General features: G+C 67.2%; 14 protein-coding genes. 3 read left to right on the forward strand and 11 right to left on the reverse strand.

The window, feature by feature from the left end:
- From trbL to trbB, 7 genes are all read right to left on the reverse strand, one after another.
- Positions 1-866 (reverse strand): P-type conjugative transfer protein TrbL (gene trbL, locus OUA97_RS15325; RefSeq protein ID WP_267232871.1); only part of this gene is annotated, 866 nt, incomplete at its 3' end.
- Positions 867-869: 3 nt separating this feature from the next.
- Positions 870-1,145, reverse strand: coding sequence for a putative entry exclusion protein TrbK-alt (gene trbK-alt, locus OUA97_RS15330; RefSeq protein ID WP_267232873.1), 276 nt, complete (start codon positions 1,143-1,145; stop codon positions 870-872).
- Positions 1,142-1,882: a P-type conjugative transfer protein TrbJ gene (gene trbJ, locus OUA97_RS15335; RefSeq protein ID WP_267232874.1), complete on the reverse strand. Its 741-nt coding sequence runs from the start codon at positions 1,880-1,882 to the stop codon at positions 1,142-1,144. The genes trbK-alt and trbJ overlap by 4 nt, the downstream gene beginning before the upstream one ends.
- Positions 1,879-4,323 (reverse strand): conjugal transfer protein TrbE, encoded by a 2,445-nt coding sequence (gene trbE, locus OUA97_RS15340; RefSeq protein WP_267232875.1) that lies wholly within the window; start codon positions 4,321-4,323, stop codon positions 1,879-1,881. The genes trbJ and trbE overlap by 4 nt, the downstream gene beginning before the upstream one ends.
- A gap of 7 nt (positions 4,324-4,330) precedes the next feature.
- Positions 4,331-4,594: a VirB3 family type IV secretion system protein gene (locus OUA97_RS15345; RefSeq protein WP_267232877.1), complete on the reverse strand. Its 264-nt coding sequence runs from the start codon at positions 4,592-4,594 to the stop codon at positions 4,331-4,333.
- Positions 4,594-4,938, reverse strand: coding sequence for a TrbC/VirB2 family protein (locus OUA97_RS15350; protein ID WP_323690867.1), 345 nt, complete (start codon positions 4,936-4,938; stop codon positions 4,594-4,596). The genes OUA97_RS15345 and OUA97_RS15350 overlap by 1 nt, the downstream gene beginning before the upstream one ends.
- Positions 4,938-5,855 (reverse strand): P-type conjugative transfer ATPase TrbB, encoded by a 918-nt coding sequence (trbB, locus tag OUA97_RS15355; RefSeq protein ID WP_267232944.1) that lies wholly within the window; start codon positions 5,853-5,855, stop codon positions 4,938-4,940. The genes OUA97_RS15350 and trbB overlap by 1 nt, the downstream gene beginning before the upstream one ends.
- 524 nt (positions 5,856-6,379) lie before the next feature.
- Between trbB and OUA97_RS15360 the strand changes: the two genes are divergently transcribed.
- Positions 6,380-7,414 carry an SIR2 family protein gene (locus OUA97_RS15360; RefSeq protein WP_267232883.1) on the forward strand — a complete coding sequence of 345 codons (1,035 nt, stop codon included), beginning with the start codon at positions 6,380-6,382 and terminating at the stop codon, positions 7,412-7,414.
- A complete protein-coding gene (locus OUA97_RS15365; RefSeq protein ID WP_267232885.1) occupies positions 7,411-9,255 on the forward strand; it encodes an ATP-binding protein in 1,845 nt (614 codons plus the stop codon). The genes OUA97_RS15360 and OUA97_RS15365 overlap by 4 nt, the downstream gene beginning before the upstream one ends.
- Positions 9,256-9,361: 106 nt before the next feature.
- Here the strand turns inward: OUA97_RS15365 and OUA97_RS15370 are convergent, their stop codons facing one another.
- The 3 genes from OUA97_RS15370 to OUA97_RS15380 form a co-directional block, all read right to left on the reverse strand.
- On the reverse strand, positions 9,362-9,796 hold the full coding sequence (locus OUA97_RS15370) for a CopG family transcriptional regulator (RefSeq protein WP_267232887.1): 435 nt from the start codon (positions 9,794-9,796) through the stop codon (positions 9,362-9,364).
- Positions 9,797-11,758, reverse strand: a complete 1,962-nt coding sequence (locus tag OUA97_RS15375) for a conjugal transfer protein TraG (RefSeq protein ID WP_267232889.1) — start codon at positions 11,756-11,758, stop codon at positions 9,797-9,799.
- A gap of 116 nt (positions 11,759-11,874) precedes the next feature.
- Positions 11,875-12,084, reverse strand: a complete 210-nt coding sequence (locus OUA97_RS15380; RefSeq protein WP_267232890.1) for a hypothetical protein — start codon at positions 12,082-12,084, stop codon at positions 11,875-11,877.
- A gap of 176 nt (positions 12,085-12,260) precedes the next feature.
- Here OUA97_RS15380 and OUA97_RS15385 point away from each other — a divergent pair, with 176 nt between their 5' ends.
- Positions 12,261-12,902, forward strand: a complete 642-nt coding sequence (locus OUA97_RS15385) for a c-type cytochrome (protein ID WP_267232891.1) — start codon at positions 12,261-12,263, stop codon at positions 12,900-12,902.
- Here OUA97_RS15385 and OUA97_RS15390 read toward each other — a convergent pair.
- Positions 12,899-14,812, reverse strand: a complete 1,914-nt coding sequence (locus OUA97_RS15390) for a DUF4396 domain-containing protein (protein ID WP_267232892.1) — start codon at positions 14,810-14,812, stop codon at positions 12,899-12,901. The genes OUA97_RS15385 and OUA97_RS15390 overlap by 4 nt on opposite strands.
- Positions 14,813-14,837: the final 25 nt, after the last annotated feature.

The following is a 14,837-nucleotide window of genomic DNA, read 5'->3' on the forward strand; positions in this document are numbered from 1 at the left end:
CCGCCAGCCGCCAGCGCCCCGCCGGCGGCCAAGCCCGTACCGACCGCGGCCCCGGCGCCCAGCTGCGGGCCGCCGGCGACGATGCCATTGGCGATCCCGGGGCCGAAAATGCCGAGGCCGAGCAGCGAGAGCGCCGCCAGCACGATGGCCAGCGCCTCCTCGATGGTCGGCTGGGCGCCGCCGAAGCCGGCGGTGAATTCCGCAAACAAGGTCGAGCCGATGCCGACGATCACCGCCAGCACCAGGACCTTCACGCCCGAGGAGACGACATTGCCCAGCACCCGCTCGGCCAGGAAGGCGGTCTTGCCGAACAGGCCGAACGGGATGAGCACGAAGCCGCAGAGCGTCGTCAGCTTGAACTCGATCAGGGTGATGAAGAGCTGCACCGCGAGCACGAAGAAGCTCAGCAGCACGATCAGCCAGGCCAGCAGCAGGACGGCGATCTGGATGAAGTTCTCGAAGAAGGCGACATAGCCCATCAGGCCGGAGATCGATTCCAGGATGGGGCGGCCGGCGTCGAGGCCGACCTGGGCCACCCGGCCGGGCCGCAGCAGGTCGGCGGCGGTGAAGCCCGAACCCGAGGCCTTCAGGCCCAGACCCGCGAAGCTCTCGAAGACAATCTGGGCCAGGCCGTTCCAGTTGCCGATGATGTAGGCGAAGATCCCGACGAACAGGGTCTTCTTGACCAGGCGCGCGACGATGTCGTCGCCCTCGCCCCAGGTCCAGAAGAGCGCCGCCAAGGTCACGTCGATGACGATGAGGGTGGTGGCGATGAACGCCACCTCGCCGCCCAGCAGGCCAAAGCCGCTGTCGATGTAGGACGTGAAGACGCCCAGGAACCGGTCGATGACGCCTGTGCCGTCCATGGCCTATCGCCCCCTTGCGCCAGCGGGTGGGCCCAGGAACCGGCGGCGGCTCTCGCCCCAGGCCGCCAGGCAGGCGGCGTCGCCGGCGCCGGCCTCGCCCAGCGCCTGGCAACGGGTCAGCTCGGCCCGCAGCGGATCGACCGCCTGGGCCGGGCTTGGCGACGTCGGCGCGGCGGGCGGCGCGGGACGCTGGAGCCGCTGAAGGCCGGCCAGCGTCATCGCCAGGACCGCAAAGGCCAGGGCGCCGAAGCGCACGAACAGCGACAGGTCCGGGCTCATCGGTTGAACATCTTCGCATCGCCCGGCTGGTAGCCGGCGCCCGGCGTCAGGAACCGCCGCAGCTGCTCGCGCGCCTGGTCCTGGGCGGCCGCGCGCTGGGCCGCCTCGAGGTTTTGGGCGCGGCCCTGGGCGGCGAGCATGGCGGTCAGGTCGGCCAGTTGCTGCGATTGCAGGGCCAGCAGCTGGTTGCCGGCCTGGGCCGCCTGCAGCGCGCCCGACGCCGACTGGCTGGCGCCGACCAGCTGGGCCATCTGATCGCGCGCGCCCTCGATGTTGCCGACGACGCCGGCCTGAACCTTCAGAGCGTCCTCGAAACCGGCGACGCTGGTCCGCCAGCGCTCCCGGGCGCCGTCGACCAGGGCCTGGTCGGAGGCCTTGAGGTCGACGCCGCCGTACTGACCCTTGAACGCCTGCTCGATCTGCTGGACGTCATAGGCCAGCCGCTGGGCCTGGCCGAGCAGCGCCTGCGTGCGCTGGATCTGGGCCTGAAGCGTCTGCAGCGACGAGAACGGCAGGCTCGCCAGGTTCTTGGCCTGGTTGATCAGCGACTGCGCCTGGTTCTGCAGCGCAGTGATCTGGTTGTTGATCTGCTGCAGGGCGCGGGCGGCGGTGAGCACGTTCTGCGCATAGTTGGTGGGGTCGAAGACGATGGCCGCGCGGGCCGGCACGGTCTGTAGCGCCAGGGCGAGCACGCAGCCGCCGGCGAGCATCGCCCGGCGGGTGGAGACAGAGGTCATGAGGGGGACTCCAGGCTGAGGGTGGGCAAGAGACCGGCCGCCCAGCCGAGATCCCGCGCCCGCAGCCAGGCGGCGGCGAAGCCGTCCCGGCCGTGCTCGGCCAGGAGCTGGGTGATCGCGATCTGGTCGGATTTGGAGATGGCGGCGAAGGCCAGGGCGACCTCGCCAAGGCCGAGCTCGAACAGCCGGTTGCCAGGCCGCGACTGGCAGTAGTAGTCGCGCTTGGGCGTGGCGCGGCTGAGGATCTCGACCTGACGGTCGTTGAGCCCGAACCGGCGATAGATGGCGGCGATCTGCGGTTCGAGCGCGCGGTCGTTGGGCAGGAAGAGCCGCGTGGGACAGCTCTCGATGATCGCCGGCGCGATGGCGCTGGTCTCGATGTCGGCGAGCGACTGGGTGGCGAAGAGCACGCAGGCGTTCTTCTTGCGCAGGGTCTTGAGCCAGCCGCGCAGCTGGGCCGAGAAGCCGGGATCGTCGAGCACCAGCCAGCCCTCGTCGACGATGACCAGGGTCGGCCGGCCGTCCAGCCGGCCTTCGATGCGGTGGAAGAGATAGGTCAGCACGGCCGGCGCCGCGCCCGCTCCGATCAGGCCCTCGGTCTCGAAGGCCTGCACCGCGTCGTAGCCGACAAACTCCGCCTCGGCGTCAAGCAGCCGCCCGAACGGCCCGCCCATGCAGTAGGGGGCGAGCGCCCGCTTCAGATCCGCCGCCTGAAGCAGGACGGCCAGGCCGGTCAGGGTGCGTTCGCCCGCCGGCGCCGAGGCCAGCGAACCGAGCGCGGTCCAGAGATGCTCCTTGGCCTCGGGCGTCAGCGCGACGCCCTCGCGGGTCAGGATCGCCGCCAGCCAGTCCGCCGCCCAGGCGCGCTCGGCCAGGTCGTCGATGCGGCGCAGCGGCTGCAGGGCCACGCCCGGGGCCTGGGCGGCGTCAGCCCCCGCGCCGATCGCGCCGCCCAGGTCATGCCAGTCGCCGCCCATGGCCAGGGCCGCGGCGCGGATCGAGCCGCCGAAGTCGAAGGCGAAGATCTGGGCCTCGCCATAGCGCCGGAACGACATCGCCATCAGGGCCAGCAGCACCGACTTGCCGGCGCCGGTAGGGCCCACCACCAGGGTGTGGCCGACATCGCCGACATGGAGGCAGAACCGAAACGGCGTGGAGCCCTCGGTCTTGCCGTAGAACAGCGGCGGCGCGGCCAGATGCTCGTCCCGCTCCGGTCCCGCCCAGACCGCCGAGAGCGGGATCATGTGGGCCAGGTTGAGCGTCGAGATCGGGGGCTGGCGGACATTGGCGTAGACTTGGCCGGGCAGCGAGCCCAGCCAGGCCTCCACGGCGTTGACCCGTTCGGCGATCACCGTGAAGTCGCGGCCCTGGATGACCTTCTCGACCTGCCGCAGCTTCTCGGCGGCCTTGGCCGGATCGAGGTCCCAGACACTGACCGTGGCGGTGACGAAGGCCTGGCCGATCTGGTCCGAGCCCAGATCCTGCAGGGCCGCGTCGGCGTCGGCGGCCTTGTTGGCGGCGTCCGAGTCCAGCAGCGCCGAGGCCTCGTTGGTCATCACCTCCTTGAGGATGGCGGCGATCGACTTGCGCTTGGCGAACCACTGGCGCCGGATCTTGGCCAGCAGTCGGGCGGCGTCGGTCTTGTCGAGCATCAGCGCCCGGGTCGACCAGCGATAGCCGAAGGCCAGGCGATTGAGGTCGTCGAGCAGGCCCGGAAAGGTCGCGCTGGGAAAACCGATCACCGTCAGGGTGCGCAGATGATGCTCGCCCAATCGTGGCTCGAGCCCGCCGGTCAGCGGCTCGTCGGCGACCAGGACATCCAGATGCATAGGGGTCTCGGGGACCCGCACGGCGTGGCGGCGCGTCGAAACCGTCGAGTGCAGATAGGTCAGGGTCTCGGCGTCGCCCAGCCAGGCGACCTCAGGCACGAACCCCTCGATCAGCTGCAGCAGCCGGTCAGTTCGGTCGATGAAACCCTTGGTCTGCTCCCAGGCGTCGACGCCCTCGCCCGCCCGGCCTTCATAAAGCCAGCCCTCGGCCCGGGCGGCGCCCTCGACGGGCGGCAGCCAGAGGAGGGTCAGGAAGTAGCGGCTCTCGAAATGCGCCGCCTCTTCAGCGAACTGCTCGCGGCGCTCCACATCGACCAGGGCCGAGGCCGGATCGGGAAAGGCGCCTTGCGGGTAGTGCGCGGCGGGCAGGCGCTGGGCCTCGACAAAGATCGCCCAGCCCGAACCCAACCGGCGCAGCGCGTTGTTGAGACGATGGGTGACCGCGACCAGTTCGGCGGGCGTGGCGCTGTCGAGATCCGGGCCCCGGAAGCCCGCGGTGCGCTGCAGGGCGCCGTCCTTGTTGAGCACCACGCCTTCTGCGACCAGCGCGGCCCAGGGCAGCACGTCGGCCAGGAGCGGGGTAGCGTTGCGATAGAGGCCAAGCTTCATCATGGCGCCCTCACACCCGCAGGAAGGGCGGATAGCGCAGGTGGCGACGGGCCACCTCGACGAACTGGGCGTCGCGCTTGGCCGCCCAGACGGCGGCGGCGTGGCCGATGGCCCAGATCACCAGGCCGGCGATCCACAGCCGCAGGCCAAGGCCCATCGCCGCCGCCAGCGTGCCGTTGGCGATGGCCACCGCCCGCGGCGCCCCGCCCAGCAGGATCGGTTCGACGAGCGCCCGGTGGACCGGCGCCATGAAGCCGGGGATCGGCCCTTCCATCAGACCAGCGCCCCGCCGCCGAACGAGAAGAAGGAGAGGAAGAAGCTCGAGGCGGCGAAGGCGATGGAGAGGCCAAAGACGATCTGGATCAGCCGCCGGAACCCGCCAGAGGTGTCGCCGAAGGCCAGGGTCAAGCCGGTGACGATGATGATGATCACAGCGATGATCTTGGCGACCGGCCCCTCGATCGACTCCAGGATCGACTGCAGCGGCGCTTCCCAGGGCATCGACGAGCCCGCCGCATGGGCGGGAAGGGCGTAGAGCAGGCCCGCGGCGGTGAGGCCGATATGGCCCAGCCGGTCGAGCATCGTGCCGGCGCGAAGCCGACGCTTGAGGGGGATCATCACAGGTCTCCGCTGGAGATGAGGCGATAGTCGCCGTCGGAGCGCAGGCCCTCGACACAGGCGAGTTCGGACAGCCGTCGCTCCGGCCCGCGGCCGGTCAGGACGGCGACCAGGTCGACGGTCTCGGCGATCAGGGCGCGGGGCACGGTGACCACCGCCTCCTGGATCAGCTGCTCGAGCCGGCGCAGGGCGCCGAGCGCCGAGCCGGCGTGGATAGTGCCAACGCCGCCGGGATGACCGGTGCCCCAGGCCTTGAGCAGGTCGAGGGCTTCAGGCCCCCTCACCTCGCCGATCGGAATGCGGTCGGGGCGCAGGCGCAGTGACGAGCGGACCAGATCAGCCAGGCTGGCGACCCCGTCCTGAGTGCGCAGGGCCACCAGGTTGGGGGCGGCGCACTGCAGCTCGCGGGTGTCCTCGATCAGCACGACCCGGTCGCCGGTCTTGGCGACCTCGGCCAGCAAGGCGTTGACCAGGGTGGTCTTGCCGGTGGACGTACCGCCGGCGACCAGGATGTTGCGGCGCTCAAGGACCGCCTGGCGAAGGGCCTGCGCCTGGATCGACGTCATCACGCCGCTCTCGGCATAGGCCGCCAGAGTGAAGACCTGAGCGGCAGGCTTGCGGATGGCGAAGGCCGGCGCGGCGACCACCGGCGGGATCAGGCCCTCGAACCGCTCGCCGCTCGGGGGCAGCTCGGCGGAGACGCGAGGCCTTCCGGCATGGACCTCCACGCCGACATGGTGGGCGACCAGCCGGATGATCCGTTCGCCGTCGACGGCCGAGAGGACCTGGCCGGTGTCGACCAGCCCCTCACCGACCCGATCGACCCACAGCCGACCGTCGGGATTGAGCATCACCTCGACGACCGCGACATCCTCGAGCCAGCCCGCGATGGCCGGTCCCAGCGCCGTACGCAGCATCCGCGCGCCGCGCTGGGCCGCTTCGGAACGGAGGGAATGGATCGCCACGTCGGGGCCCCTTTGAGCCAGGCCGGCCAGGGCGCGGCCGGTCAACGGGGCTGATTAGAAGGGGCGGGAAATGGCCTGGAACAACAAGGAAATGGCAGTGTCGTAGCCTGGCGTGCAGCGACAGGCGGTCGACGGCGACCGCCCCGGCTGCACTCATTCCAGACCTTGCGTTATGAGCGCCTGCTACAAGTCAATCTGCAACGCTCGACCAGCGTGTCTCCGGTCAGAGGTCCGGCTCTACAGGGCGACTTTGATCCCGCGTCTTCGCCAAGGCCGCGCGAACGCCGTTGTTGTCGGACAGATCATGCGACAACGCATCAATTGACGCTGAGCGTACGTCGCGAGGCATCTCAGCCCTCCGACCCCGCCGTCGTTCAGCCATCTTTGCCGGTCGGGCCGCACCGTCACGCGCGGAAGTTGCGAATAGGCTGCGCTCAGGCCTAAGATCGCTTCAGAACTGACCCTCGGGAGGGGCCATGGCGAAGACGGTTGTGGCGGATCCTGACAACGGGAACGTCTCCAAGCTCCTGGAGCCGTATATTCAATCCGGTGCCATCAATTTCCTTCTCGGCTCAGGTGCCTCATTTCCCGCAATCGCGACGGCCGGCAACATCGAGGCTGAGATTGATGCTCTCCTCATGCTTGGCGATAACGAGGACGCAGACAAGAAGAGCTTCGCCTTCCTGGAAGCGATCAATGCCGTCAATCGCGACCTTCTGAGCGGCACGTCAGGCCCGGACGCGGTCGCGGTCCGAGAGAGCTATCAGCGCTTCATTCGGATTCTGGACGGCATCCTATTTGCCCGAAAGTCCCAGCTTCTGGCGCGTCAGGCCGTGGTGTTCACCACGAACTATGACCTTTTTCTGGAGACTGCGGGTGCCGCGACGCCAGGCCTCGTTGTGAACGATGGCTTCGATCGCTCGGCTCCGCTTTCGGTACCTGTCTTCGCGCCCGAGCGGTACTTTGATCGCATTTACCGGGCCAGCAGCCCACTAGGTCGCAGCACCGAGGTGCCAACGATCAATCTGGTCAAGCTCCACGGGTCGTTGTCCTGGCGACGCGCGGGCGACGAGCTCGTCGCTCGCGACAAGTTCCCGCCCCCACCGGCTGCGGGAGATCTGGATGATGAGCACCTTCGCTCCACGTACCTAAAGGATCATTTTCTGATCCTGCCCAACCTGCGCAAGTTCCATTCGACCCTGATGGATAGGGTGTACTACGATCTGCTCCGCCTGTTCTCTCGATGTCTCGAAGTAGACAACGCCGTTCTCTTGACGTTCGGCTTTTCCTTCGTCGACAAGCACATCTTGGACCTCACCCGGCGGTCGCTCCGCAACCCGACCGCCCAGTTGATCCTCGTGGCCTTCGACCCGACCGCAGCTGAGGGCTTCGCTACGACGTTTGCTGCTCACAGGAACGTCACGGTGATCGCGCCGTCGGCTGGGGCCACCATCGATTTCACCCGCCTCAACGACATCCTGGAGGCGGTCGTCCCCGACGCGAGCAAATGATCGCCCTTCCGGATCGTCTGCAGAAAGAGTCGGTTCTCCGGGTAGGTGCTGTTTCGGCAGTCACGGGACGCAAGGTCTTCGTGTCCGTCGACACCGACAAGAATCTGTCGGAGCTCTTCTATGACGGCGATGTCCTGCGAAATATCGCCGTGGGCAGCTATGTCGATATCCGCAAAGGCTTTCTCAGCCTCATCGGCCGGGTCGAGGGTGAAAACGCCCATATCGAGGGCGAGGATAGCGAGGACTGGGCGCCGCAACCTGGTCGGCGAACCTTGGCCATCTCGCTAGTGGGATTTCTCGACCGCGAAGGGCGCTTCTTCGGCGGCACCAAGGAACTGCCGCTCGTCGGCAACGAAGCTTTCCTTCTGACGAAGGAGAAGGTCCACCAGGTGCACTGCCTCGTCTCGCCGCCAAGCGTGGGGCTGGACGTCGCAAAATCTGAGTACGAGGGCTACGACATCGCCCTGCCGGTCGATGGCCTCATGAACAGTCACATCGCCATCTTCGGAAACACGGGCAGTGGAAAGTCCAACACGCTCGCGATGATCTACCAAGAGTTCATCGCCCAAATGCGGGCACGAAACTCCGAGGCGTTCGTTGAGAACTGCAAAATCCTGCTCTTTGATTTCAACAACGAGTTCACGCGGGACAACTGTCTAACAGCGCACAAGCAGGTCTACGAGCTAACCACCCGCAACGACAACGGCGCGCAGATCCCATTAGGGGCCGGCGGTCTCAGTGACATCGAGATCGTCAGTATCCTAGCGGACGCGACCGACAAGACCCAGAAGCCGTTCCTGAAGCGGACCCTCGTAAAGCAGGACCGAGCCATCGCCGCCAATTCGCCGACCAACTACGTGCGCGGCATTCTGCAACGTCAGATTAAGTCGATCCTGGTCATGTCAGATAAGCTCCGGATCGATCTCCTTCTCGACTATCTCCGACAGGTTCTACCTGACGAAGACGCGCTCGGAGCACCAATCAACCACATGGAGGGGCTGGAGTGGTTCAGCAACAGTGCTCAGTATCGCGTCAACGGAAATCTATGGATCAGGGATAACCAGGATCTGATCGATAACACCGTCCTCTATCAGACGGTTGGGCAGTTTAATCTGCCAGATGACGCCATCTCCAGCCTTATTATTTTCTGCTACATTCAGTTGATCGACGACGTCCTGGCGAGCCGAGCCCAAAACGAACACATCGCGCCGGCGATCAACAAGTTGAAGAGCAAGCAGGCCGATATCCGACGGGTGTTCTCTACCGCTCACGGCCAGGAGCTCTTCACCGAAAACGTCGTTGTGGTGGCACTGGGTAACGTCAACCTTGAGATGAAGAAGACCATTCCCTTGCTTCTGGCGAAGAAGGTTTATGAGGATCACAAGCGGATTGGCGGCACACGTTCGCTCAACATCATCATCGACGAAGCGCACAATATCCTGTCGCGCGATTCATTCCGAGAGTCGGAGAGCTGGAAGGATTATCGGCTCGAGACCTTCGAGGAAATTATCAAGGAAGGCCGGAAATTCGGTGTTTTCGTCACCATTTCGAGCCAGAGGCCGAGCGATATTTCGGCAACAATAACATCCCAGGCACACAACTATTTCATCCACCGGCTGATTAATGAGCGAGACCTGCAATCGATCGCGAGCGCCGTGTCCTATATTGACCGGTTGACTGAGGAATCAATCCCGACGTTACCGACCGGGACCTGCATTTTTAGCGGCGTGGCTGGACAGATGCCTCTAAAGCTCGCTATCCGGCCGTTGGAAAAGCAGCTCCAACCACGCAGCGACACCACCAAATTCCAGGACCTGGTGCCAGCTATTGGGGTGGATTGAAGGCCCGCACAGAGAACTGGGCTGCACATCGCGAGGGCCAACTCGGTGGCTCCTCCGCATCCTGAACCGCTCCAGATGTCCGCTATTGGCGCAGGTCGCCCTACCATCAAACGGCGCCCTCGTCGTCTGCAGCCGGTTGGGGCGCGACATCTTGCGCTAGCTCGCGGGCCAGACTCAGCCCCTTGGCCATGCGCCGGCCGAGCGCCTCGACGAAGCCCTCATATCGCTCGCGGCCCTTGGCCTGGGCGGCGGGCATGGCGGCATCCGGCAAGGACGGCGTGCTGGTCAGCCAGAAGCGCACGAACAGCGCCAGGGCCTCGTTGGAGATCTCGACATGATGCTCAAGCCGGTCGGCCTGCCGGCTCAGTCGGTCGAGGCGGCGCCCGATCGCCGCTTCCAGGCGCTCCGACCCGTCGGGTGAGAGGAACGAGGCCAGCGCCGTCTCGACCACCAGGGCCTGGGAGACACGCTTGCGGATGGCGTACTCGGCGAGCTGGCCTGCGAGCCTGGGCGGCAGCCGGAAGGTGTGCTTGCTGCGCATTCAGAGCTCCAGACCATCATCCGGATCGAGCGACGCCTGCCGGGCCAGGCCGCTCATCCGCTGCTGCAGGGCGCGCCGCCGCACCAGGTCGTCGTCGCCGGCCTGGTCCTCGAAACCGAACTCGGGCCGGCCGGGCGGCGGCGGAGCCACCTCCTCGTGCTGCGGCAGATCAGGCTCGCGGCGAAGGCCGGCGTTGGCGAGATCGGCCCTGACCCCGGCGCCGGCCTCGCTGGCCTCGACGCGGACCGAGGTCCAGTCGTCCGGTCGCCGGGCCGCGGGCGGCCGTGGGACGGGCGGCGGCAGGATGCGCTCGGCCAGGCGGCGGTCCTGATAGTAGCGCGCCTTCTTGGCCCGGATCGGATGGACGCCGGAGACCATGACGATCGCGTCGGCCGGCGGCAGTTGCATGACCTCGCCGGGCGTCAGCAGGGCCCGAGCGGTCTCGGCGCGCGACACCATCAGATGGCCGAGCCAGGGCGAGAGCCTATGCCCGGCATAGTTCTTCATCGCCCGCATCTCGGTGGCGGTGCCCAGCGCGTCGGAGACCCGCTTGGCCGTGCGCTCGTCATTGGTCGCGAAGCTCACCCGCACATGGCAGTTGTCGAGGATGGCGTTGTTAGCGCCGTAGGCCTTCTCGATCTGGTTCAGGGACTGGGCGATCAGGAAAGCCTTCAGGCCGTAACCGGCCATGAAGGCCAGCGCGCTCTCGAAGAAGTCGAGCCGGCCCAGCGCCGGAAATTCGTCGAGCATCAGGAGCACGCGGGGGCGGTCCCGATCCGGCGTCAGCGTCTCGGTCAGCCGCCGGCCGATCTGGTTGAGGATCAGCCGGATCAACGGCTTGGTGCGGCTGATGTCGGAGGGCGGCACGACCAGATAGAGGCTGCAGGGTCGGCCGGGCTCGACCAGGTCGGCGATCCGCCAGTCGCAGCGGGCTGTGACCTGCGCCACCACCGGATCGCGGTAGAGCCCCAGGAACGACATGGCGGTGCTCAGCACGCCGGACCGCTCGTTCTCGCTCTTGTTGAGCAGCTCGCGTGCCGCCGAGGCCACCACCGGATGGGGACCGGCCGAGCCCAGATGCGGCGCGCGCATCATGGCGCCGAGCGTCGCCTCGATCGGACGCCGCGGGTCGGAGAGGAAGGCGGCGACCCCGGCCAGGGTCTTGTCCGGTTCGGCGTAGAGGACGTGCAGGATCGCGCCGACCAGCAGCGAGTGGCTGGTCTTCTCCCAGTGATTGCGGCGGTCGAGCGAGCCTTCCGGATCGACCAGCACGTCGGCCACGTTCTGGACGTCGCGTACCTCCCATTCGCCCCGGCGAACCTCGAGCAACGGGTTGTAGGCGGCCGAGGCGGGATTGGTCGGATCAAACAGGAGCACCCGTCCCAACCGCGCGCGAAAGCCCGCGGTCAGCGTCCAGTTCTCCCCCTTGATGTCATGGACGATCACCGACCCCGGCCAGGTCAGCAGCGAGGGAACCACCAGGCCCACGCCCTTGCCCGACCGTGTGGGGGCGAAGCACAGCACATGCTCGGGTCCATCGTGGCGGAGGTAGGCGCGCCCGAGCTTGCCCAACATCACGCCGTCCGGCCCAAGCAGGCCCGCCGCCCTCACCTCGCTCCGGTCGGCCCATCGCGCCGAGCCGTAGGTGATCACGCGCCGCGCTTCACGGGCCCGCCAGACCGACAGCGCGATCGCCGCCACGAAGGCCAGCCCTCCGCCGGACGCCGCGATCGCCGCGCCGCGGGCGAAGACGTCGGGCGCATAGGCGTCATAGGCGAACCACCACCAAAAGAAGGCCGGCGGCGGATAGAGCGGATAGCCCTCAAGGATGAGCCAAGGTGGGCCGAGGCCAGCCTGGTGACCCAGCTGCGCGGCGGTCCACTGGGTCGCGCCCCAGGTGGTCGCCAGGACGATCCCCAAAACCAGCAGCACCTGGCCCCACAGGACCTTGGTCGTCGACATGGCGGGCCTCCTAGGCCCGCAAGCTGGCGGCCGGCGCCGGCGGTCCGCAAGGCGCCCGCAGCCCGGTCGCGGGAGACGGCGGTCGCGGCGTGCAGCGACAGGCGTTCGGCGGACCGCTAGACCCTGAACGGCTGAAGCTGGCCGGCCTCGTCCTGCACCAGCACCCGAACGTCCCGGTGCTCTGAGCGGGCGCGTTCCATGAGGCGAAGCGCCGCCTCCTCTGCGTCGACGCGGTAGTGAAAGTGGCCGAGCGTTCGGTCGTCGCCGATGAGGCTCCAGCCGCCGTCGGCGCGGACGATCTCAAGCTGGGTGGCGAACGCGGACATGGCACAATCTTTACGCATCAGCGCCCCTTCGCACCTCAACGGGGCGGAACTTCGCCCCCACGGGGGCGCCGGGGAGACGGCAGACCGGGCCTGCCGGCGAGGGCGCTGAAACGGCCGGCGCGTATCCCATAGGAGGAGCCGCGACCGACCGGCTCCCCGTCCATCGGGAGTGCCTCATGACCGATCGCAAACGTTTCGACTTTCAACGCCATCTGCCCAGCTGGCCCTTTGTGGGCGCGGCCGCCCTGCTGGTCGGCGGGGTCGCGGGCGCGGCCATCTATGCCGGCGTCTACAACATCGCCGCCGACGCCCCGCACACCAGGACCGTGTTCTGGATGACCGAAAGCCTGCGCGACCGATCCATCGCGGTCCGGGCCCGGAACATCACCCCGCCGCCAGATCTGGCGAGCCCCAAGCGGATCGCCTCCGGCGCCGGGCTCTACGCGGAAATGTGCAGCGGCTGCCACCTGGCGCCGGGCATGGAGAAGACCGAGATCAGCCAGGGCCTCTATCCGCAGGCGCCCGAGCTCGCCCGCGAGCTGACCCGCCCCCCTGCCGAGCAATTCTGGATGATCAAGCATGGGATCAAGATGACCGCCATGCCGGCCTGGGGCCGCACCCACAGCGATCCGCTGATCTGGGACCTGGTCGCCTTCATCCGGACCCTGCCGAAGATGTCGCCCGCCCAGTACGAGGCCGCGATCAAGAGCGCGCCGGCCGATCATGACACGATGATGCGCGAGATGCCCGGCATGGAGATGAAGATGCCGGGCGCAGTGACCGCTCCGGACGCGGAGGCCCGCCCGCACGGTCACTAGGGCGCGACGTCGATCACCGTCATCAGGCCGCCGCCGCCGTTCATCTCGACGTTGTTGTTCGTGGTGTGGTGGCCGATATGGCAGTGGATCAGCCACTTGCCGGGCTTCAGGGCCGTCCAGATCACGTCATAGCGCTGGCCCGGGCCGACATTGATGGTGTCGGCCTTGAAGCGCGCCGACGGCTGCAGGGTCTCGCCGTCTCTGGCGACGACCTCGAACGGTCCGCCGTGAATGTGCATCGGGTGGATGAAGCCGTTGTTGGAGCCGATGAAGCGCACCTTCAACGTCTCGCCCACGCGCATCTTGACCACCTCGGTGGACGGATAGGCCTTGCCGTTGATGGTGAAGTAATTGGGCTGGCCGCCGTCCATCGGCATGGCCGGATAGGTAAGCCCCTCGCGCTTCAGCCATTCCTGGATCTGCAGGGTGTACTCGTGGTCGGCCACGAGCGCCGGGTCGGGCTTGGCCGGATCGATGATGATCGCGCCGTAGAGCCCCAGCGCCTGCTGGCGGTCGACATGGTCGTGGGAATGATAGAGGTAGGTGCCGGACTGCACGACCTTGAAGGCGTAGCGATAGACCTCGCCGTTCTCGATCGGCGCCTGGGTGATGTGCGCGGGCCCATCCATGACGTTGGGCAGGATCAGGCCGTGCCAGTGGACGGTGGTGCTTTCGGGCAAGCGATTGATGACGTCGATCCGGACCTGGTCGCCCTCCTTGAAGCGCAGGGTCGGGCCCGGCAGCTGGCCGTTGAAGCCATAGGCGTCGACATGGATGCCCGGCAGGATCGTCCAACGGAACACCGAGGCGGTCAGGGTGAAGACCTTCACGCCGTTTTCGATCCGCGGCTGTAGCTCGCGGCCGCCGCGGGCCTCCAGATCGTAGCGCGCCGTCACCTGCCGCGGATCGACGGCGGCCATATCGATCATCGCCTCGGCCGGGGTGTCGCGATCCATGATCATGCCCGGGGGCATGATCGCGCCCCCGACCTGTTTGGCCGACAGCGACAGGTTCACCCAGTTGGCCGGGGCGATCATGCCGATGGCTAGGGCCAGAAGGGAGACCCCGCCGACGGCGGCCAGTTGCGGCCGGGTCACGTCGGAAGCCATGGCTTGTCCGCCATGACCGGCATGGTCGGCCTTCATCGCGGCCGCACGCTTTCGAGTCGTCTTGGGCGAAGCGCCATGACCGGCGTGCTCGCCCCCGGACTTGGGATCGGGCTTGGCCGCGAACTTCGATCCGGGCCGCCGGTCCGTCATCAGCCCGTGCTTGAGCGCCCGCTTCACCAGCCAGACATTCCAGGGATAGGCCATGGCGAAGCCGGCGATGACCCCGATCGACATCACGCCCCAGAACAGGAGTTCGGTCGGGACCATGGCGCGCATGTCGCGCCCCATCATCAGGAAACTCATCACAGGGGCCATGCCCGCCATCATGAAGTTCATGCTGATGAACTCCGGCAGGAAGCTCCGGCGGACATTCTCCCAATAGGTCCCGCCCATCATCGACTTCATGAACAGCGCCTGGAAGACGAACAGGCCGAACGCGAAGCCGGCCAGGTATTCGATGATCAGGTCGAGCCACATCGGCAGGCCGAGCGCCGCGGTGATCGCCGCGGCCAGGATGATGCCGGTGGCGTCGCCGGCCACGCAGTGGATGGTGGAGCCCACGCCCTGCTTCCACAGCGGCTGGATGAACCGCTCGTGTTCGCCCGGGCGGGGCTCCTTGTCGGCCAGCACATAGAGCAGCAGCCCGATCGGCCCCATGTAGAGGGTGACCAGGATGAAGCCCCACTTCATCACCACGGGCTCGGGATTGTTCCGGTACTGGTCGATCCCGACGTAGAGCGTCGAGGCCGCCGCCAGGGCGAACCAGACGGCTAGGAAGTAGTCGATCGGCTGCAGGAACATTTCGTCATCTCCACGCGGTGAGAGA

This window comes from Phenylobacterium sp. 58.2.17 (assembly GCF_026411515.1).
In the GTDB taxonomy this organism is placed as follows: domain Bacteria; phylum Pseudomonadota; class Alphaproteobacteria; order Caulobacterales; family Caulobacteraceae; genus Phenylobacterium.